At 69.2% G+C, this 18468-nt stretch carries 15 protein-coding genes and 2 pseudogenes; 8 read left to right on the top strand and 9 right to left on the bottom strand.

The features are described from left to right. On the top strand, window positions 1-3277 hold a 3277-nt coding region (locus ACZ4SA_RS17980), incomplete at its 5' end, for a HAMP domain-containing protein (RefSeq protein WP_468275273.1). A 90-nt stretch (window positions 3278-3367) separates the two neighbouring features. Then, window positions 3368-5890 (top strand): SpoIIE family protein phosphatase, encoded by a 2523-nt coding sequence (locus ACZ4SA_RS17975; protein ID WP_468275271.1) that lies wholly within the window; start codon window positions 3368-3370, stop codon window positions 5888-5890. Window positions 5891-6348: 458 nt separating this feature from the next. Here ACZ4SA_RS17975 and ACZ4SA_RS17970 read toward each other — a convergent pair whose 3' ends face one another. Continuing rightward, window positions 6349-6849: a uracil-DNA glycosylase family protein gene (locus tag ACZ4SA_RS17970; protein WP_468275470.1), complete on the bottom strand. Its 501-nt coding sequence runs from the start codon at window positions 6847-6849 to the stop codon at window positions 6349-6351. Here ACZ4SA_RS17970 and ACZ4SA_RS17965 point away from each other — a divergent pair. Next, window positions 6766-7357, top strand: a pseudogene (locus ACZ4SA_RS17965) (IS3 family transposase); the annotation flags it as partial. The gene ACZ4SA_RS17970 and the pseudogene ACZ4SA_RS17965 overlap by 84 nt on opposite strands. 120 nt (window positions 7358-7477) lie before the next feature. Here ACZ4SA_RS17965 and ACZ4SA_RS17960 read toward each other — a convergent pair. After that, window positions 7478-7693, bottom strand: coding sequence for a three-helix bundle dimerization domain-containing protein (locus ACZ4SA_RS17960; RefSeq protein ID WP_468275269.1), 216 nt, complete (start codon window positions 7691-7693; stop codon window positions 7478-7480). A 144-nt stretch (window positions 7694-7837) separates the two neighbouring features. Between ACZ4SA_RS17960 and ACZ4SA_RS17955 the strand changes: the two genes are divergently transcribed. Continuing rightward, window positions 7838-8143: an Rv3488 family transcriptional regulator gene (locus tag ACZ4SA_RS17955; protein WP_468275267.1), complete on the top strand. Its 306-nt coding sequence runs from the start codon at window positions 7838-7840 to the stop codon at window positions 8141-8143. A gap of 372 nt (window positions 8144-8515) precedes the next feature. Then, the gene (locus ACZ4SA_RS17950) at window positions 8516-10147 is read left to right on the top strand and encodes a multicopper oxidase family protein (protein WP_468275265.1); all 1632 of its coding nucleotides are present in this window, start codon (window positions 8516-8518) and stop codon (window positions 10145-10147) included. A gap of 29 nt (window positions 10148-10176) precedes the next feature. Here the strand turns inward: ACZ4SA_RS17950 and ACZ4SA_RS17945 are convergent, their stop codons facing one another. Beyond that, window positions 10177-10683 carry a DoxX family protein gene (locus tag ACZ4SA_RS17945; RefSeq protein ID WP_468275263.1) on the bottom strand — a complete coding sequence of 169 codons (507 nt, stop codon included), beginning with the start codon at window positions 10681-10683 and terminating at the stop codon, window positions 10177-10179. Window positions 10684-10773: 90 nt separating this feature from the next. After that, window positions 10774-12045 carry an APC family permease gene (locus tag ACZ4SA_RS17940; protein ID WP_468275261.1) on the bottom strand — a complete coding sequence of 424 codons (1272 nt, stop codon included), beginning with the start codon at window positions 12043-12045 and terminating at the stop codon, window positions 10774-10776. A gap of 312 nt (window positions 12046-12357) precedes the next feature. On the opposite strand from ACZ4SA_RS17940, the pseudogene ACZ4SA_RS17935 reads away from it, so the two are divergent. Together ACZ4SA_RS17935 and ACZ4SA_RS17930 are read left to right on the top strand one after the other, a co-directional pair. Next, a pseudogene (locus ACZ4SA_RS17935) lies at window positions 12358-12408 on the top strand (hypothetical protein); the annotation flags it as partial. A 220-nt stretch (window positions 12409-12628) separates the two neighbouring features. Beyond that, window positions 12629-13174, top strand: coding sequence for a recombinase family protein (locus tag ACZ4SA_RS17930; protein ID WP_468275259.1), 546 nt, complete (start codon window positions 12629-12631; stop codon window positions 13172-13174). Between the two features lie 59 nt (window positions 13175-13233). Here ACZ4SA_RS17930 and ACZ4SA_RS17925 read toward each other — a convergent pair whose 3' ends face one another. The 3 genes from ACZ4SA_RS17925 to ACZ4SA_RS17915 form a co-directional block, all read right to left on the bottom strand. Continuing rightward, window positions 13234-13398, bottom strand: a complete 165-nt coding sequence (locus ACZ4SA_RS17925; protein ID WP_468275478.1) for a hypothetical protein — start codon at window positions 13396-13398, stop codon at window positions 13234-13236. Between the two features lie 149 nt (window positions 13399-13547). Beyond that, a complete protein-coding gene (locus ACZ4SA_RS17920; protein ID WP_468275258.1) occupies window positions 13548-14315 on the bottom strand; it encodes a class F sortase in 768 nt (255 codons plus the stop codon). Window positions 14316-14440: 125 nt separating this feature from the next. Then, window positions 14441-15535 (bottom strand): hypothetical protein, encoded by a 1095-nt coding sequence (locus ACZ4SA_RS17915; RefSeq protein ID WP_468275256.1) that lies wholly within the window; start codon window positions 15533-15535, stop codon window positions 14441-14443. A gap of 635 nt (window positions 15536-16170) precedes the next feature. Between ACZ4SA_RS17915 and ACZ4SA_RS17910 the strand changes: the two genes are divergently transcribed. Then, window positions 16171-16425, top strand: coding sequence for a hypothetical protein (locus tag ACZ4SA_RS17910; RefSeq protein WP_468275254.1), 255 nt, complete (start codon window positions 16171-16173; stop codon window positions 16423-16425). Here the strand turns inward: ACZ4SA_RS17910 and ACZ4SA_RS17905 are convergent. Together ACZ4SA_RS17905 and ACZ4SA_RS17900 are read right to left on the bottom strand one after the other, a co-directional pair. Then, window positions 16419-18014, bottom strand: a complete 1596-nt coding sequence (locus ACZ4SA_RS17905) for a polyamine aminopropyltransferase (RefSeq protein ID WP_468275251.1) — start codon at window positions 18012-18014, stop codon at window positions 16419-16421. The two genes, ACZ4SA_RS17910 and ACZ4SA_RS17905, sit on opposite strands and share 7 nt — an antisense overlap. Before the next feature lie 7 nt (window positions 18015-18021). Then, entirely contained in the window at window positions 18022-18459 is a 438-nt protein-coding gene (locus tag ACZ4SA_RS17900; protein ID WP_468275249.1) for a DUF350 domain-containing protein, read from the bottom strand. Window positions 18460-18468 lie beyond the last annotated feature (9 nt).

Raw genomic sequence — 18468 nt, 5'->3', positions numbered from 1 at the left:
GGTGGATCAGTTGTCGTCGTTCGCCGACGAGGTCACCCGCGTCGCCCGCGAGGTCGGCACCGAGGGCAACCTCGGCGGCCAGGCGACCGCCCGGGGCGCCTCCGGTACGTGGAAGGACCTCACGGACAACGTCAACGTGATGGCGTCGAACCTGACCGGCCAGGTGCGCTCCATCGCCGACGTCGCCAACGCCGTGGCGCGCGGTGACCTTTCGCGGAAGATCACGGTCGAGGCCAAGGGCGAGGTCGCCGCGCTCGCCGACGTCATCAACACCATGGTCGACACCCTGTCCGCCTTCGCCGACGAGGTGACCCGCGTCGCCCGCGAGGTGGGCACCGAGGGACGTCTCGGCGGCCAGGCCCGTGTGCCCAACGTCGCCGGCACCTGGAAGGACCTCACCGACAACGTCAACTCCATGGCGAACAACCTGACCGGCCAGGTCCGCAACATCGCCCTGGTCACGACCGCCGTCGCCAACGGAGACCTGTCCAAGAAGATCGATGTCGACGCGCGCGGGGAGATCCTGGAGCTGAAGACGACCATCAACACCATGGTCGATCAGCTCTCCTCCTTCGCGGCCGAGGTGACCCGCGTCGCCCGCGAGGTGGGCAGCGAGGGACGTCTCGGCGGGCAGGCCGAGGTCGAGGGCGTCTCCGGCACCTGGAAGCGCCTCACCGAGAACGTCAACGAACTGGCCGGCAACCTCACCCGCCAGGTGCGGGCCATCGCCGAGGTCGCCAGCGCCGTCGCGGAGGGCGATCTGACCCGGTCGATCACCGTCGATGCCTCCGGCGAGGTCGCCGAACTGAAGGACAACATCAACTCCATGGTCGAGTCCTTGCGCGAGACGACGCGGGCCAACCAGGAGCAGGACTGGCTGAAGTCCAGCCTCGCCCGGATCTCCGAACTCATGCAGGGCCACCGGGACCTGGCCGTGGTCGCCGAGCTCGTCATGGACGAACTCACCCCCCTTGTCGCCGCGCAGTACGGCGCGTTCTACCTCGCGGAGGAAGCGCCCACAGGCACCGAGCTGAGGCTCGTCGGCTCCTACGGGCGCCCGGCGGACGACGCCGGCCACGACCGGTTCAGGCTGGGCGAGTCCCTGGTCGGCCAGGCGGCCCGCAGCAGGCGCGTGATCGCCGCCGACCAGGTGCCCGCCGATTACGTCCGGATCTCCTCCGGGCTCGGCAGCACCACGCCCGGCAGCCTGATCGTGCTGCCGATCTGCGTCGACGAGCAGGTCCTCGGCGTCATCGAGCTGGCCTCCTTCACCGCGTTCACCCCCGTCCACCGGGACTTCCTCGAGCAGCTGATGGAAACGGTGGGCGTCAACGTCAACACCATCGTCGCCAACGCCCGCACCGACGAACTGCTCGACGAATCGCAGCGGCTCGCCGGCGAACTCCAGTCGCGCTCCGAGCAACTGCAGGTCCAGCAGGACGAACTGCAGCGCTCCAACGCCGAACTGGAGGAGAAAGCAGCCCTGCTGGCCGCCCAGAACAGTGACATCGAGACCAAGAACCTGGAGATCGAACAGGCGCGGCAGGAACTGGAGGACCGCGCCCAGCAGCTGTCGCTCGCGTCCAAGTACAAGTCCGAGTTCCTGGCCAACATGAGCCACGAGCTGCGCACCCCGCTCAACAGCCTGCTGATCCTGGCCCAGCTGCTGGCCCAGAACCCGACCCGCAACCTCACCGCCAAGCAGGTCGAGTACGCCGGCATCATCCACTCCGCGGGGTCCGACCTGCTCCAGCTGATCAACGACATCCTCGACCTTTCGAAGGTCGAGGCCGGAAAGATGGACGTGAACCCGGAGCGCGTCGCGCTGCGGCAGCTGCTCGACTACGTCGAGGCGACCTTCCGGCCCCTCACCACACAGAAGAACCTCCAGTTCACGATCACCACCGCGCCCGGCGTACCGGGCGATGTGCTGACGGACGACTCCCGGCTGCGGCAGGTGCTGCGGAACCTGATCTCCAACGCGGTCAAGTTCACCGAACGCGGCAGCGTGGAGCTGCGCATCGAGGCGGCCGCCGACAGCGAGCTGCCCCGTCCCGTGCAGCGCGGCGGCGACGTCGTGGCGTTCCGGGTCAAGGACACCGGGGTCGGGATCGCCGAGCAGCAGCTCGAGGCCATCTTCGGTGCCTTCCAGCAGGCCGACGGCACCACCAGCCGCAAATACGGGGGCACCGGTCTGGGCCTGTCCATCAGCCGCGAGATCGCCCATCTGCTCGGCGGCGCCCTCACCGCGGAGAGCACCCCGGGCAGGGGCAGCACCTTCACCCTGTACCTGCCCGTCGCCCGCGCCGATTTCCAGGAGGAGACGGCCGGCGACGCGGCCGCTCCCGCCTGTGACGACTCCGCGCCGCTGCCCGCCGGCGGGCAGCGTCCGGCGGCCACGACCGGCGCAGCGCCGAGACAGCCGCGCCGACTGCTGGTGATCGAGGAACGCCCGCGCGGGCTGCTGTCCCTCGTCGCGGAGAGCGCGGTGGCCGAACTGGCGGGCGGGGGAGGGAACGACCGCGAGGCCATCGAGGTCATCGCGGCGGTCGGGCCGCAGGAAGCCGCCGCAGCTCTCGCCGCCGCGCCGTTCCACTGCGTGGTCCTCGAACTCGACATGGCCGACGGCGGAGCCCTGCGCTTCCTCGACGCGATGGACGGCGACGCCGCACTGCGCACCGTGCCCGTACTCGCCCACAACAACCGGCGCCTCGACGCCGCGCACGAGCGGACGCTGCAGTCGCGGGCGAAGGAGCGGCCGATGGAGCTGCTCTCCAGCCTGGACGAACTGCGGGAACGGATCGCGCTGCACCTCTTCGCCGAACAGCCCGGCGACGTCGTGCCGCTGGTCCGCGCGGGAGAACCCCGTCCGCAGGCCACACAGTGCTCCTACGGCACGCTCCACGGCCGGACCGTGCTGGTCGTCGACGACGACGCCCGCAACCTCTACGCGATCAGCGGCATTCTGGAGCTCCACGGGATCCAGGTCCTGCACGCGGAGAACGGCCGCAAGGGAATCGAGGCCCTGGCCGAGAACCCGGACGTCGATCTGATCCTGATGGACGTGATGATGCCCGAGATGGACGGCTACACGGCGACGGCCGAGATCAGGCGGATGCCGGCGCACGCCGACCTGCCCGTCATCGCGGTCACCGCGAAGGCGATGCCCGGAGACAGGGAGAAGAGCCTTGCCTCCGGCGCCAGCGACTACGTCACCAAGCCGGTGGACGCGGGTGACCTCATCGCCTGTGTCCGCCGTTGGCTCGATGGCCGCTAGAGCCTTCGCTCCGGTCCCGGCCCGAACGCGACGGACACCTGTACCGGTGTCTTCCCCCATCTCGCAGCTTCCCATCGAGGAGTCAGCGCCTTGAGTGCTCCTGAACACCGCGGAGACCGCACCGCGGACGAGGTGCCGTCATCCGCCTCCGGGCGGCAGCCGGACCTTTCCGCGGCAACGGCCGTCCCCACCGCCGGCGCAGTGCTCCCGCCCGACGTCGACCAGCCGCTCGCTCGGGCGTCCGGCGCCGCTTCAACGGACGCCACCCCGAGCCACACCTCGACCGTCGGCCGGCTGGCCGCCACGGTCGAACGGCTCCGCGGGGAAGTGCGGGCGGCGCACGCCGCCGCCGACGGCCGCGCCCTGATCGAACTCGCCAAGGGCGTGATGATCGAGCGGCTCCGGTGCGGTCCCGCGCAGGCGGCACGCCAGCTCTCCGAACTCGCCGAGCAGGCCGGCCTGTCGCAGCTGGCGCTGGCCGCTGACATCATCAACCAGGCGGCCCAGGACCGTGTCGCCGAGGTGGCGGACGACTTCGTACGGCGCACCAACGGCGAAGCCGGGCCGGGGGAGGACGGTGGCGCGTCCGTCGCCGTGAGGCTGCGCACTGCGGAGAGCGCCGCGCTCGCCGCGGGCGACACCCAGGCCGTCGCCGAATCCCTGCTCGAGCACGCGGTGGCCCCGCTCGGGGCCACCGCCGTGGCCGTCTGGACAGCAGGCTCCGACGCCTCGCTCACCCTCTGCGGCCACGCCGGGTTCAGCCCCGACGAGGCAGCCCGCTGGCGATACGTACCACCCGGCGTGGCGACCGTCGCCCGCCAGGCACTGACCGGGCCGCACACCGTGCGGATCCGTTCCCTCGCCGACGACAACATCCCCTCCATCGGACGTGCGCAGACACCCGAAGGCGGACGTGTCGCGCTGCCGGCCGGGACCGGCGGCCGGGTGCACGGGGTGCTGGAGATCTGCTGGCCCCAGCCGCTCGCACCCCAGTTGCCCGCCGTCGAGCGGCAGTTGGAAGCGCTGGCCGAGCTGTGCGCCCGCACGCTGGAAAGCTTCCCCGACGGCGCCGGGCACCACCCGGCCGTGCACGAATCGGCTGATGTGTCCGAACTGGTCGACCTCGCCGACGGCCTGTACGACCCCGCGCTGGTCCTCACACCGCATCTCGACGCCGAAGGCCATCTCGTCGACTTCCGGATCCGCCACGCGAACAGCCGCTTTCTCGACCCGGCGGGACGTGTCCGCGGCGCCGTCAGTGGAGCGCTGCTGCTGGAGGCCTACCCGACGGCCGCGGGCGACAGCGAACTCTTCGAGAAGATCGAACACGTCTATGCCACCGGCGAACCGTTCCGCGCCCGGCGGATGACACTGACCGCCCTCGTCGACCAGGTGCCGCTGTCCTCCGTCGCCGACCTCAGCATCAGCCGGCACGGCGGCAGCGTGCTCCTCATCTGGCGCATCGAGGACGAGACCGCCCGGCTCGCCAGCCTCCTCCAGCACGCACAGCGCCTCGGCCGCATCGGCGGCTTCGAGGAGAACCTCGTGACCGGCGAGATCACCTGGAACAGCCAGCTCTTCGCCCTGTACGGACTCGACGTCTGCGACAACGCCGTGCCGCTGCACGATCTCGCCGATCACGCGCACCCGGACGATGCCGTCGCCATCGGCCGCTTCCTCCAGGCGGTGCTCCACCACCGCCGTGCCACCTCGACGGCCTTCCGCCTTCAGCGCCCCGACGGAGTCACGCGCCACATCCGGGTCATTGCCGAGCCGGTCCTCGACGCCGACGACAGGCTCCTCGCCGTACGTGGGGCATACCAGGACATATCGTCCCAGCACTGGACCGAGGTGGCCCTGGCCGCCACCCGCGACCAACTCGCGCAGACGGAACAGGAGTCGGCCGAGCACAACCGGCTGGCCCTGCAGCTCCAGCACGCCATCATGCCGCCCTCCCGCGCGCCGCTGGACGCTCCCGGCCTGCAGGTCGCGGTGCGCTACCGGCCCGCGGAGACGGAGTCGCTGGTGGGCGGCGACTGGTACGACGCCGTCCTCCTGCCCTCCAAACGGATCCTGCTGTGCGTCGGGGACATCGCCGGCCACGGCATCGACGCGGCGACAGGCATGGTGGTTCTGCGTAACGCCATGCGCGGCCTTGCGGTCACAGGAGCCGGACCGGCGCAGCTGCTGTCGTGGCTGAACATCGTGGCGCACCACCTCACCGAGCAGGTCACTGCCACCGCGGTCTGCGGCGTCTTCGACCCCGAGACCCGTGTCCTGCGCTGGGCGCGGGCGGGCCACCTGCCGCCGGTGCTGGTCCGCGGACAGGAGGCGAACACTCTGCCGCTGCTCGGCGGCCTGCTCCTCGGCGCGCTCGCGGAGGCGCAGTACGAGGAGTCCGAAGTGCAGCTCGAGCCCGACGACACGCTGCTGATGTACACGGACGGCCTGGTCGAACGCAGGGACACGGCCGTCCACGACTCCCTCAACCAGCTCCTCGCCACGGCCGGCGCCCCCGCCGCCTCGCTCGAACGCCGGCTCGACGGACTGCTCACCCACAGCAGGTCGGACACGGACGACGACACGTGCCTCATCGGCGTGCAGGTGTCATGAGCAACGGTGCCATCGGGAGGTCCTCGTCGTCGACGAGCACGTGGCCTTCACAGGCGGCGTGGGCATCGCCGAGGAGTGGTGCGGCGACGCGCGCAACGAGAACGAGTGGCGCGACACGGGTGAGCAACAGTCCACGAGTTCCGCGTTCGCCCGCAGCTCCCTGGCACGACTGAGAGTGCCTGGCCCTGGGCCTGTCACCGCGTCCGGGTGACCGCAGGCCGTTCTGACCCAACCTCACCCGTAGTTTGCAAGCCTCATCCCTGTCGGGATTCCTTCATTCTGACGAATCGGCACCCGCGCCGGTGCATCGGCCGCTGCGAAGAGCCCCACGAAGCCGCGGGAGCCGCCTCTCGGACCTTCAAGGTCAACTACTGGCTGCTTTGGCACCAACCCCGGCGCCACTCCTCACCCATCGGCCAGATGATCCACGGCCTGGTCCGCGCCAGCACGGCCGAGCTCTACTGCTGCCCGCCCACCCCACGGAGCACGTCACCGACGGTCTGGCAGGAGTCGACTCTGTGCTGGGCGCGGCGGGCGCGTTCATCCGGGTCTCGCACGAAGAGAGCCTGCCGTCCCGGGTGGTAGGTGCGGACCACCTTCAGACTCCGTTCACGGACAACTCCGGGGTGCGTTTTGAGCAGGCGGCGCCACGCGTCCTGGGCTTCGCTGCCCTGGAGAAGCACGACCTCCACCTTCGGCATCAACCCCAGCAGCTGCTTCAGGACCTCGACGCCGGCCTGAAGCTCGGCCGCCTTCGGCGAGCGGTTGATGTACCAGGGGTAGGCGTTCCAGGGAGTGACGTCTCGCGGCGCGATCCCCGCCCCCTCGAAGAGCTGGACCTGAAGCTCCGCCCCCACGCCGAGACCTTCGGCGTCCAGCGGATATGCCGGGTCCTTCGGGTCTCGCGCTCGGGCTACTACCGGTGGATCGCCGGCGCGAAGACCCGCCGGGAGCGGCAGGCCGCCGACGACGCTCTGCTCGTGGAGATCCGTGAGATCCACACCGAGCACAAGGGCACCTACGGGGTCCGGCGCGTCCATGCCGAGCTGCGCGGCTTCGGGCACACGGTCAACCGCAAGCGCGTCGAGCGCCTGATGCGCGTCAACCTGAAGATGGCGGTGGCGACCCGCGGCGGCAAGGTCGGCGGAGTGATCTTCCACGCGGACAGGGGTTCGCAGTACACGTCGGCCGCGTTCGCGGGTCTGTGATGGTTTCGGGATCCGCAGGAGCATGGGACGCGTCGGCTCGAGCTACGACAACGCCCTCGCTGAGAGCTTCTGGCAGGGGCTGAAGAGGAAGACGATGCACCACCGGCTGTTCCCGACGATGCGCCAGGCGCGGCTGGAGATCTTCCAGTGGCTCACCTACTACAACGCCCGCAGACGCCACAGCGCCCTCAACTACCTCTCACCTGCCGAATTCGAACAGCAACAGCAGAGAGCACGTACACTCACACTCGCAGCATGAACCTCCGTGTCCACACTCCGGGGGACGCCTCAACGTGGACTTCACCCCGCTGCGCGAGCAGGACCTGGCCGCCGCCGGCTTCGGCACGGCTGCCTGACCCGGCCCGAAGGGATCAGCCGGTTACGCCTGATGGGTGGGGCGCCTGGGCAGGGTGCGCGCGAGCGCGTCGGCGGCCTGCCGTTGGGTGAGCGCGGCCAGATGCGTGGTGACGGTGGCGTTCTCCCGTAGCTGTGCGTGGGTGGCGTAGACGGTCTCGGCGACAACCTTGGGGTCGTGGTGGGGGAAGCGGGCGGTGAGGGTGTCGATGACTCGGTCGAGGGAGTGCTCGCTGTCCATGACGCGGCTCGCTCTCAGATATCGGCATCCGATGTCGCTGCACGATATCTATGCCCAGGCTGTACCGGGAGAGGTCCGGCAGGATGCCCCCGGCGTAGGATCGGATACCGATATCGGTTTCGTCACTGCCGGAGGTGGGCCAGGGTGCGGGAGTTCCAGCGGGGCGCGGTGCGGCTGCACATCCTGCATCACGCGGCCGAGGAGGAGATCCACGGCGCGTGGATGACCGAGGAACTGGCCCGCCACGGCTACCAGATCAGCCCCGGCACCCTGTACCCGACCTTGCACCGGCTGGAGGCCGACGGGCTGCTGACCTCGGAGCAGCGGGTGGTGGACGGCCGGGTCCGGCGGGTCTACCGGGCCACCAAGGCCGGCAAGGCCGCGTTGGCGCAGGACCGCAAGGCGCTGGCGGAACTGGCCCGCGAAGTGCTCGGCAAGGACGTTCCTTAGCCGCTTCTGGGCGTCGGCCGGCAGCGCATTGCGCCGGCGTCCTGCGGTGTCTTCGCGTCCCGTTCGGGTGAGGGGGCGGGGCAGACGGCCGTACGGCCAGGGCGCGCGGCGTCGGCCACCGGCACCATCCGGCACGGGGCAACGATCACCTTCACCGCACCGTCCACGCCCGGCAGCTACGCATACCTGTGCACCACGTATCCGTGCACGAAGGGCACTCTCACCGTGGGCTGAAACCTGCAGCAGACCGGCACCAGCGCATCCGCAGCGAGCCATGGCGCCCCTCGAACCGGATCGGCGACGCCTGATCAAGGGTGGACGCGCCGACACAGTTGCTCGCCTAAACCAGTAGTAATGGTGTGTTATCCGGCTATGCATGCACATACGCGCCGCAGTGTGCTCGGTGCCTCGATCGCGGCTGTCGGCTCCGGGGCCTTGGCTGCCTGCTCCGGCATCGGCGGGCAGTCCGGGTCCGGCTCGCAAGCGGGGGCCCCGGCTGGCTCCGGCTCCGGTGCGGATGCCGGCGGACGCGCGGGAGGCTCCTTCGCCCCCAGGGGCCCGGTGGGCTTTGTGAACCCGTCCGACCCCGAGGTCATCGCCGCTGAGAAGGCCCGCGGGTCCGGCCCGGCCCGGAAGGTGAAGCTCACCGCCACCGCGACGACCCTCGACCTGGGCGGCCCTAAGGTCAAGTCCTGGGCGTACGGGGACACACTGCCCGGCAAGGCAATCCGCATCACCGCAGGCGACGCTCTGGACCTCACGCTCGCCAACCACCTGCCCGAGGCGACATCGCTGCACTCCCACGGAATCCGGCTGCGCTGCGACATGGACGGCGTCCCGGGCCTGACCCAGCCCTCGATCAGGCCCGGCGCGGACTTCAACTACCGCTTCGCCGTGGCACACCCGGGCACCCACTGGGTCCACTCCCACTCGGGCATGCAGACGGACCGCGGCCTGTACGCGCCACTGATCGTGGAAGACCCCAAAGAGCCGCTCTCCTACGACAAGGAGTGGGTCGTCGTCCTCGACGACTGGGTCGACGGGGTGGACGGCTCGACCCCCGACGCCGTCCTCGCGGAACTGCGCGGCGGCAAGCCCATGACCATGGACACGGGCGAGGAGACCGACCCCGGCAGCCCCAGCCACAACCCTTCGGCCCACGAGAAGCCCTCCGGGCCCTCCCGCATCCTTAAAGACGCCGGCAGCAGCCGGTTCGACGGCAACGTCGACTACCCCCACTACCTGGTCAACGGCCGCATCCCGCAGGCACCGTCCACCTTCCGAGCACGGCCGGGAGACCGGATCCGCCTGCGGATCATCAACGCCGGCGCGGACACCGCCTTCCGGGTGGCACTCGGCGGACACGAGATGACCGTGACCCACACGGACGGCTACCCGGTCAAGCACACGAAGACCGACGCGCTCATCATCGGCATGGCCGAGCGGTACGACGTGCTGGTCACCGCCAAGGACGGCGCCTTCCCGCTCGTCGCCCTCGCCGAGGGCAAGAACGCCGCGGCGCTGGCCGTCCTGCGTACCGGCAGTGGCCAGGCGCCGGATGCGTCTGTACGACCGTCACAGCTGGACGGGCGCGTGGTTGCGGCCGACGAGTTGGAGCCGGATGAGTCCGTGGCTCTTTCCCGGCGCGAACCGGACCGTGAGCTGCGGCTTCGGGTGACCGGGAACATGGATGAGTTCAACTGGGGCTTCGACAACGAGCCCTACTCCGTCGAGAAGCGCCGTCCGGTCCGTTTGGGCGAGCGGATCCGGCTGACCCTCGTCAACCGGACGCGCATGTGGCACCCGATCCATCTGCACGGCCACACTTTCGCTCTCGCTGGCAGCGACGCGGCCGGCGCCCGCAAGGACACCGCGCCGCTGCTGCCCCGCCGCGAGCTGGTGGTGGACTTCGACGCCGACAACCCCGGTCTGTGGATGCTGCACTGCCACGACCAGTACCACTCGGAAGCCGGCATGATGACGATCCTCGGCTACCAGAAGTGACCCGCCCGGAAGAGGCGGCGGGTGGCCTCTCAACGTCGGGCCGACCCGGCCTTGGCCGGTGCTGCGACGGCCGTGCGGTGCAGGCGAGCGTCAAGCGAGTAGGCGCCTGCGCCGACGATCAGCAGGAACAGGCTGCCGCACAGCTGGGCCAGATCGGTACGGGACTCGTGGATGAAGTCCCACCAGCCCGCCTTGCCGTCGAAGAGAGGGACGTCGCCCCACAGGATCGGCAGCTTGGTGATGAGCAGTGCGCCGAGCATGTTGACGACCATCGGAACGGCGGCGAGCCGGGTGAGCAGACCGACCAGGATCAGGACGCCGCAGACGATCTCGAATACCCCGTCCAAGGGTGCGAAGAACCCCGGTGCCAGAATGCCTGCCTTGTCGAACCGGCCCGTGCCGAGGTCGTCCGGGTAGAGGAACTTCTGGATGCCCTCGAAGAGGAAGACCGCACCGACATAGAGGCGGATGAGGACCACCGCGCCCGGCGCGTCGGTCACTGTCAGCTTCGCCAGCCAGCCATGGAGCGGTGCCATACGAAGTGCCCCTCTTCCTTCCAAGAGATCTATCGGCCATCGATATCGTCCCGCGAGGCGGAGGGGCATCGCGACCTTTCCGCCGCGGCGCTACGTCCTCCGTGCGGCGACCGTGCGGCGTACCCCGTAGGCGGCGGCGCCGAGGGCCAGCACCGCGGCTCCGGAGACGACCGAGGACAGCGGCAGGGCGAAGGCCAGTACGAGGCAGCCGACCAGCCCGAGGACCGGGATGATCCGCGCCGGGCGACCCTCGGCGGGGGTGAGCGTCCAGGCGGAGGCGTTGGCGATGGCGTAGTAGGCCAGCACGCCAAAGGAAGAGAAGCCGATCGCCCCGCGCACGTCCGCCGTCGCGGCCAGCACCGCCACCACAGCGCCCACCAGGAGCTCGGCGCGGTGGGGCACCTTGAACTTCGGGTGGACCGCGGCGAGGGCGTGCGGCAGGTGCCGGTCGCGGGCCATCGCCAGCGTGGTACGGGAAACCCCGAGAATCAGCGCCAGCAGCGAGCCGAGCGCAGCCACCGCAGCGCCGACGCGGACGACGGGGACGAGCCAGTCGGCACCCGCGGCCCGGGCGGCATCCGACAGCGGCGCCGCCGCCTCGGCAAGCCCGTCCGGCCCCAGCACCACCAGGACGGAGACAGCGACGACGGCGTAGACGACCAAGGTGATGCCCAGCGCGATCGGAATGGCGCGGGGAATGGTTCGCTGCGGGTCGCGGACCTCCTCGCCGAGGGTGGCGATGCGCGCGTACCCGGCGAAGGCGAAGAACAGCAGACCCGCCGCCTGCAGCACCCCACCGACGGTCGCGTCGTCCCCGATGTCGAGCCGGACCGTGTCCGCCGTACCGGAGGTGAGCGCGCCGACCACCACCGCGGCGAGCACCGCCAGGACCACGGCCACGATCGCCCTCGTCAGCCAGGCCGACTTCTGCACCCCGGCGTAGTTCACCGCGGTCAGCGCCACCACCGCGGCGACCGCGACCGCATGAGCCTGGCCCGGCCACACATACGAACCGACCGTCAGCGCCATCGCCGCGCACGAGGCGGTCTTACCGACGATGAACCCCCACCCTGCGAGGTAGCCCCAGAAGTCGCCCAGGCGTTCACGGCCGTAGACGTAGGTGCCTCCCGACGCCGGGTACCGAGCCGCGAGCCGGGCCGAGGAGGTTGCATTGCAGTACGCGACCAGGGCTGCGAGCGCCAGGCCGAGCAGCAGCCCGGACCCGGCCGCGCGAGCCGCCGGGGCCAGAGCGGCGAAGATGCCGGCGCCGATCATCGAACCCAGACCGATCAGGACCGCGTCGGACACCCCCAGCCGCCGGTGCAACTCGTCCGGCACCCCGGCGGTCGATGGCTTGCTCATGGCCCCACTCCTTCGGCGGCGGCGCAGCCGCACGTCTTACAGAATCCGATATCGGCAGACGATACGGGACCAGACAGGCCACCTCGACCGCGCCCCGGGCCAGAGGTGCACACACGGTGATTCTCATAAATGAGTGGTTCTGAGAGATCACGAACCCACATCGGACCGTGTCCGGTTTGCCCCTGATCTTCGTTCTCACAACCTCTCGCAAAACGCCATTCGCACAATGCCCCTCGCGATAGGTTCTGCGACATGCCCCAGCTCGCCTAACCGGCCGTCGCCGTCGAACAGTTCGACTGCCCCACCTGTGAGGTGCCTGCCGGAAGCACCTGCCGCACCCGCGGCGGCAAGGTCGCCCCGAAGTACCACACCCCGCGCTTCATGCTCGTCCCCCAGCTCCGCGCCGAGCTGGAGGTGAAGACCCCCGCCGACCGCGGCCCCGGCCGCGCGTGGGAGATGGGCCCGGCGATCGACGCCGCGGTGCCCGAGGCCGCGACGAAGCCCACGAGGGTGGGGTACGCCCGGTGCAGTACCGCCCAGCAGGAACTCCAGAGCCAGCTCGACGCCCTGGAAGAGGCCGGGTGTGACCCGGTTCTCGGAGAAGATCAGCACCCGGGTCAAGGTGAGGCCGGAGTTCGTCAAGGCGATGGACTTCGCCCGAACCATCAAGAAGGCCGTCCCGCACCAGCGGGTGATCTTCACCGTCCACGAGATGAAGCGGCTCGGCCGCGGCGCCGCCGAACCGCTGACCATCGCCGAGGACCTGCGCCACCACGACATCCAGCTCGAACTCCTCACCGGCCCCCTCCAAGGGGTGTACGACCCCTCCGGGCACGGCGCCGCCCTGTTCGCGTTCTTCGCCGGCATGGCCGAGTCCGAGCGTGAATACATCCGGGAGAAGTCTCTCGAAGGCCAAGCCTCCGCCCGCGAGCGCGGCCGGCACGGCGGACGGCCCAAGGCCGTCGACGACGACATGGCCGCCTACGCCCGCAGCCTGCGGGCCAACGGGGTCTCCGTCCCCGAGATCGCCCGCAAGCTCGTCATCACCTCGGGCAAGAACCAGGGCAAGCGCCCCTCGGTCGCCACCGTCTACCGCATCCTCGCCGAGGACGACGACGGCGCCGAGTGAGACCGGCCGTACGAAAGTCGTCCCGGATACTCCGGCTGCGGCCTCTCAACGGCTCAAGATCAACTCATTGCCCCTTTGACCCGTATCTCGGCGATACCCGCGGTAAGCAGGGGCCGGATCTCGCGGACGACGTTCCCGATCGAGGACCTGCTCACGTCTTCCAGCACATCGGCGAGGACGTCCAGGGTCGGCTGGCAGGACATGCAGACCCTGATCAGAGTCATGCTCGAGTCCGCGGATGCAGGACCTCGCCGTGAGCGAGGAGATCCGCGCAGGTTGCTGGACAAGCGCTCCCTGGCGCATCGTGCCGGGGAGGCGGCCGTTCCGCCCATTCGCAGGTTCCTGTAACGCCCGGTCGGCTTTCGAGGCAGGATCAGCGCTTCGGCTTGGCGGACAGCGAAGGCGTGGCCGAGTCGAGATGCGCGAAGACGACCACGTTCTCGGTGTAGTCCTTGGCGGCGCGGTCGTAGGCGCCACCGCAGGTGATCAGTCGTACCTGGGCGGTCGCCGTGTCGGCGTAGACCCGCTTGTTGGGGAAGTTGTCCTTGCGGAAACTCTCCACGGAGTCGACGACGAACTCGGCGATGGTGCCGTCCGCGCGCCGGATGCTGAACCGGCTGCCCCGCTTCAACTCGCTGAGCTCGACGAATACGGCAGGGGAGGTCTTGGTGTCGAAGTGTCCGCCGATGATCGAGGTGCCGATCTCGCCGGGGGAGGGACCGGCGGCGAACCAGCCGACGAGGTTCGCATTGTCAGCAGGCGGCGGGTCCAGCTGACCCGACGAGCCGATGGCGAGGTCGGTGAACGGTGCGTTGACCGAGATCTCCGGAATCACCAGGCGGACCGGCGAGGACCGGGGGAGCGACAGCAGTTTCGCCTTGGCGGCGGCGGAGCGCTTGGGGCTGGGTGAGGCGTCCTTCGGGGCTGCCGGAGCGGGGGAGGGCGCGGACGAGCCGGCAGCGGAGGGGGACGCGGACGAGCTTTTCGCGGGAGGCGCCACGGACGGCCCGGCGGCGCAACTGGTGACCAGACTGACCACCAGCATGACCATGGCGATGGGCCACAGAAGGATCGGGACAACATGCCGGGACGGACGGGTGGACCACGACGACCTCGACGCGGAAGGCAGGCCGGCCACCATGTGACAACACCTCACTCAAAACCGGTTACAGCAGGAAGAGACACGGGCCATACGGAAAGAGACATGGGCTGTGGCCGCCGCCCAGCAGGCCGGCGGCCACAGCCACACGTCATTCGCGATCACACTCAGGCGGTGGTGCCGCTGTTCGCGCCCTTGCGGCGGAGCATGTAGCCGCCGGCGCCCAGGCCACCGAGCAGCAGCAGCGCGCCGGCTGCCATTCCGCTGCCGGAGTTCGCCAGGCCGCCACCACCGGTGTGCATGCCACCGTCGGGCTTGTCGTGGTCGTCCTTGTCGTCCTTGTCGTAGTCCTTCTTGTCGTAGTCCTTGTCGTGGTCGTCCGTCTTGTCGTGGTCGTCCTTGTCCCAGTCCTTCTTGTCGTAGTCCTTCTTGTCGTAGTCCTTGTCGTCCTTGTCGTAGTCCTTCTTGTCCTTGTCGTCCTTGTCGTCCTTGTTCCAGTCGTCCTCGTTCAGGCCGGCAAGGGCGCCGCCACCGGTGTGCAGGCCACCGTTGGGCTTGTCGTGGTCGTCCTTGTCGTCCTTGTCGTAGTCCTTGTCGTAGTCCTTCTTGTCGTGGTCCTTGTCGTAGTGCTTGTGACCCTTGTCGTGGTCGTCCTTGTCGTAGTCCTTCTTGTCGTAGTCCTTCTTGTCGTGGTCCTTCTTGTCGTAGTCCTTGTCGTAGTCCTTCTTGTCGTGGTCGTCCTTGTCGGACTTCTTGTCGTAGTCCTTCTCGGAGTCGTCCTTGTCCCAGTCGTCGGACGTGATCCCGGCAAGGGCGCCACCACCGGTGTGCATGCCACCGTTGGGCTTGTCGTGGTCGTCCTTGTCGTAGTCCTTGTCGTAGTCCTTCTTGTCGTGGTCCTTCTTGTCGTGGTCCTTGTCGTAGTGCTTGTGACCCTTGTCGTGGTCGTCCTTGTGGCCCTTGTCGTAGTCCTTCTTGTCGTAGTCCTTGTCGTAGTCCTTGTCGTGGTCGTCCTTCTTGTCGTGGTCGTCCTTGTCGGACTTCTTGTCGTAGTCCTTCTCGGAGTCGTCCTTCTTGTCGTAGTCCTTCTTTTCGTAGTCCTTCTCGGAGTCGTCCTTCTCGGAGTCGTCCTTGTGCTCGCTGCTGTACGAGGAGTCGTCCTTCTCCCAGTCGTCGCTCGCCTGGGCGTAGACGCTGGGGGCTGCGATCGCCATGGCCGCTGTGGCGGTAGCTGCGGCGAGCAGAATGCGGGCAGAGCGCATTTCACGTTTCCTTTCGTCGCGACTGCGTCAGCTGACATCCCGTCGGCTCATCGGTCCGCAGGGGCGACGTGATCCACCGTCAGTCAGCACGCAAGTCCGCACCACTCGGGATGCTCCTTGCGGGGAAGGCTGTGGGCTCTTCGGGTGACGCGGGCCGACAGCACGGCGGGGTCCTCGAGCATGGGCGGCGGAGCGCCGGCGGCGGGGCCGACGTTGCCCTGGGGGCGGTGTGCCGGGTCGGGGTCCAGGCGAGCGAACACGGTGTTTCGGAGGGCCGTTGGCCCGGCCCGAGGGCTTCCTCGGGCCCCGGCCACCCGGTCGGACGATTAACCCGTTCGCCGCGACGCGCGGGCCGATATGCGTCTTTCTGCACTATCGGCCGCATCGATCTGCTTGTCTGCTGCGCGTCGACGTCGCTTCCCGGTGGTGTCCGGAACGGTGTCGGAGACGTGGATGCGCAAGGCAGCAGTCGCCCTCACGCCGGTCGCCTCGGTGATGGCCGTGCATTCGGCCATGGACGTCGCCCTGCCCCTGAACCAGAACTGACATAGGGCGACGCGATTGCGACGACCGGTTGCTCCTGCCGGGGCATCCCGTCGGACATCGCGCCATCGGCCCGGAACGCGAGCGACGACATGGCCGAACACACCGAGTCCTGGAGCAGCACCCAGATTCCCGGCCTCGAGGTCCGTACGGACGGAGCTGGGTTGGTCGCCATGAGGCTGTGGGGCTGGGAGGGGGTCCTGCCGCTGTCCCTCATCCGCATGACCAGCGTCCTGCCCACGGATGTAGCAGCCGCCGGCCACATGACCACCCTGCCGAACGTGAACGGGAACGAGAACGGGGACGGGGACGGGGACGGACGCCGGAGTACCGACTCGTCTCAGTAGTTCTGCCATTCGTGGCGGGTGTACTCCAGGACCACGGGATCCATCAGCGTGCTGGCACGCACGTTCTGGGGGCGGCGGTCCACGGGGAAGACCGTGGCGGCCTCGAGGACGGCGTCGTCCAGGAAGCGCAGCGGCGGGGCGTCCTCGGCCAGGCGCAGCTGCGGCGGTGCGCCGGCGCCGGGGGTGGCCAGGACGTAGCCCCAGTTCCCGAAGCTCGGGACGTCCACCTGGTACTCGGTGGTGCGGTAGCCGGCCGCGCCGATCGTCTTGGCGATGGACCAGTACGACTTGGGGGCGAAGAACGGGGAGCCGCCCTGCACCACGACCTGGCTGTCCGGGTTCAGAACGTGCTCCAGCAGGTGGTAGAACTCGACGGAGTACAGCTTGGCGAGAGCCGCCGTGTCCGGGTCGGGGAAGTCGATGAGCACCGTGTCGTAGCGCTGGTTGGCGTCCCGCAGCCATTTGAAGGCGTCGGCGTTGACGGAGGTGACGCGGGGGTCGGCGAGCGCGTCGCCGTTCAGTTCGCGGAGCGGCCCGAACGAGCGGGCGAGCCGTGTCATCGCCGGATCGAGATCGACGAGCGTCACCTTCTCGACGTCGTCGTAGCGCAGGACCTCCCGCAGGGCCAGCGCGTCGCCGCCGCCCAGGATCAACACGGAGGAGCGTTTTTTCGACAGGCCGGGGTGGACGAGCGCCTCGTGGTACCGGTACTCGTCGACCGAGGAGAACTGCAGGTCACCGTTGAGGAACAGCCGGGTGTCCTGCTCCCCCGTGAAGGCGGTGGACCGGGTGACGACGATGTCCTGGTACGGGGTGGTCTCCGCGTGGACGATCGGGTCGCGGTAGAGCTGCTGCCGGGCGGTGACCTCGATGTCGTCCGCCAGCACGTACACCGAGCCGAGCACCGCCAGGACGGCGGCCACCCCGGTGAGCAGCGTGTTCCGCACGACACGGCGGGTCTCCCGGCGGAAGATCCACAGGACGACGATCACGCCGGCCACCGCATTGACCGCCCCCACCACCAGGGCGCCCTTGAGCTGGCCGAAGGTCGGCAGGAGCAGCAGGGGGAAGCACAGTCCGCCGACGAGCGCTCCGACGTAGTCCACCGCGAACATGTCGGCGACCGCACTGCCTGCCTCCTGCCGTCTGATGCGCTGAAGCAGTGTCATCAGCAGCGGTATCTCGGCCCCGATGAGCAGGCCCACCAGGAAAGAGACCACGACCATCGCCGGCATGTAGACCCGCAGCCAGGCGAACGCCATATAGAGCACGAGCACCGACAGACCGCCGGCCAGCGCGAGCAGTGCCTCCACGAGGGCGAAGGCGCCGACCGCGCGCCGTTGCAGCGGCTTGGCCGCCAGCGAGCCGACGCCCATCGCGAAGACCATCACGGAGATGACGACGGAGGTCTGCATCACCGAGTTGCCGATGAGATAGCTGCCCAGCGCGGTCAGTGCCAGTTCGTAGACCAGGCCGCAGGCCGCGCAGAGGAACACCGAGAACAGCAGCAGGAAACGCGCCGCCCGCGAATGCGCCACGGGTGGGGGAGGCAGGGCGGGAGTGGTGCGGTCGAGCAGGGTGGTGCCCATGGGGTGGCTACGAGACCGCGGCGCCGACCATGAAGGCCGTGCCGATGTACATCGCGGCCTGGACCCAGGCGGCGGGATGGGGGCGGTCACCGTTGTCGTCGAGCACGGCGTGGCCGAGGCGGCCCGGGGTCAGGAGACCGACGACGACGGAGATGAGGGTCATCACGGCGACTCCGGCGAGACCGTACAGCAGGGTGCTGAACAGGCCGAGGCCGAGCCCCTGCTCCGACTCGCTGGCCCGGATGGCCTGGTCGATGACGAGGCCGATGGCGATCGTCTGACCGGCGAGGAGAACGGCGGCGCCGCGGTTGCGCTCCGTCCACACCACATGCAGGAGCTTGCCGGGGGTCACGAGGTCGAGAGCGATGAAGCCGACCGCCATCACGATGAAGCCGACCAGGCCGTAGAGCAGGGCGTTCCCTGCCGACTCGAAGATCTCTGCCACGGGGATGCC

It is taken from the genome of Streptomyces sp. NPDC027962, assembly GCF_055566095.1.
Note: the sequence above shows the minus strand (reverse complement) of the source record. Positions and strands in the feature narration are given on the sequence as shown.

Excerpts from the sequence above, each read along its gene's own strand:
- ACZ4SA_RS17960 (WP_468275269.1), bottom strand. The coding sequence starts at position 7,693 with ATGGACAGCGAGCACTCCCTCGACCGAGTCATCGACACCCTCACCGCC.
- ACZ4SA_RS17940 (WP_468275261.1), bottom strand. The coding sequence starts at position 12,045 with ATGAGCAAGCCATCGACCGCCGGGGTGCCGGACGAGTTGCACCGGCGG.
- ACZ4SA_RS17910 (WP_468275254.1), top strand. The coding sequence starts at position 16,171 with ATGGCCGAACACACCGAGTCCTGGAGCAGCACCCAGATTCCCGGCCTC.
- ACZ4SA_RS17905 (WP_468275251.1), bottom strand. The coding sequence starts at position 18,014 with ATGGGCACCACCCTGCTCGACCGCACCACTCCCGCCCTGCCTCCCCCA.
- ACZ4SA_RS17915 (WP_468275256.1), bottom strand. The coding sequence starts at position 15,535 with ATGCGCTCTGCCCGCATTCTGCTCGCCGCAGCTACCGCCACAGCGGCC.
- ACZ4SA_RS17925 (WP_468275478.1), bottom strand. The coding sequence starts at position 13,398 with ATGACTCTGATCAGGGTCTGCATGTCCTGCCAGCCGACCCTGGACGTC.
- ACZ4SA_RS17950 (WP_468275265.1), top strand. The coding sequence starts at position 8,516 with ATGCATGCACATACGCGCCGCAGTGTGCTCGGTGCCTCGATCGCGGCT.
- ACZ4SA_RS17920 (WP_468275258.1), bottom strand. The coding sequence starts at position 14,315 with ATGGTGGCCGGCCTGCCTTCCGCGTCGAGGTCGTCGTGGTCCACCCGT.
- ACZ4SA_RS17945 (WP_468275263.1), bottom strand. The coding sequence starts at position 10,683 with ATGGCACCGCTCCATGGCTGGCTGGCGAAGCTGACAGTGACCGACGCG.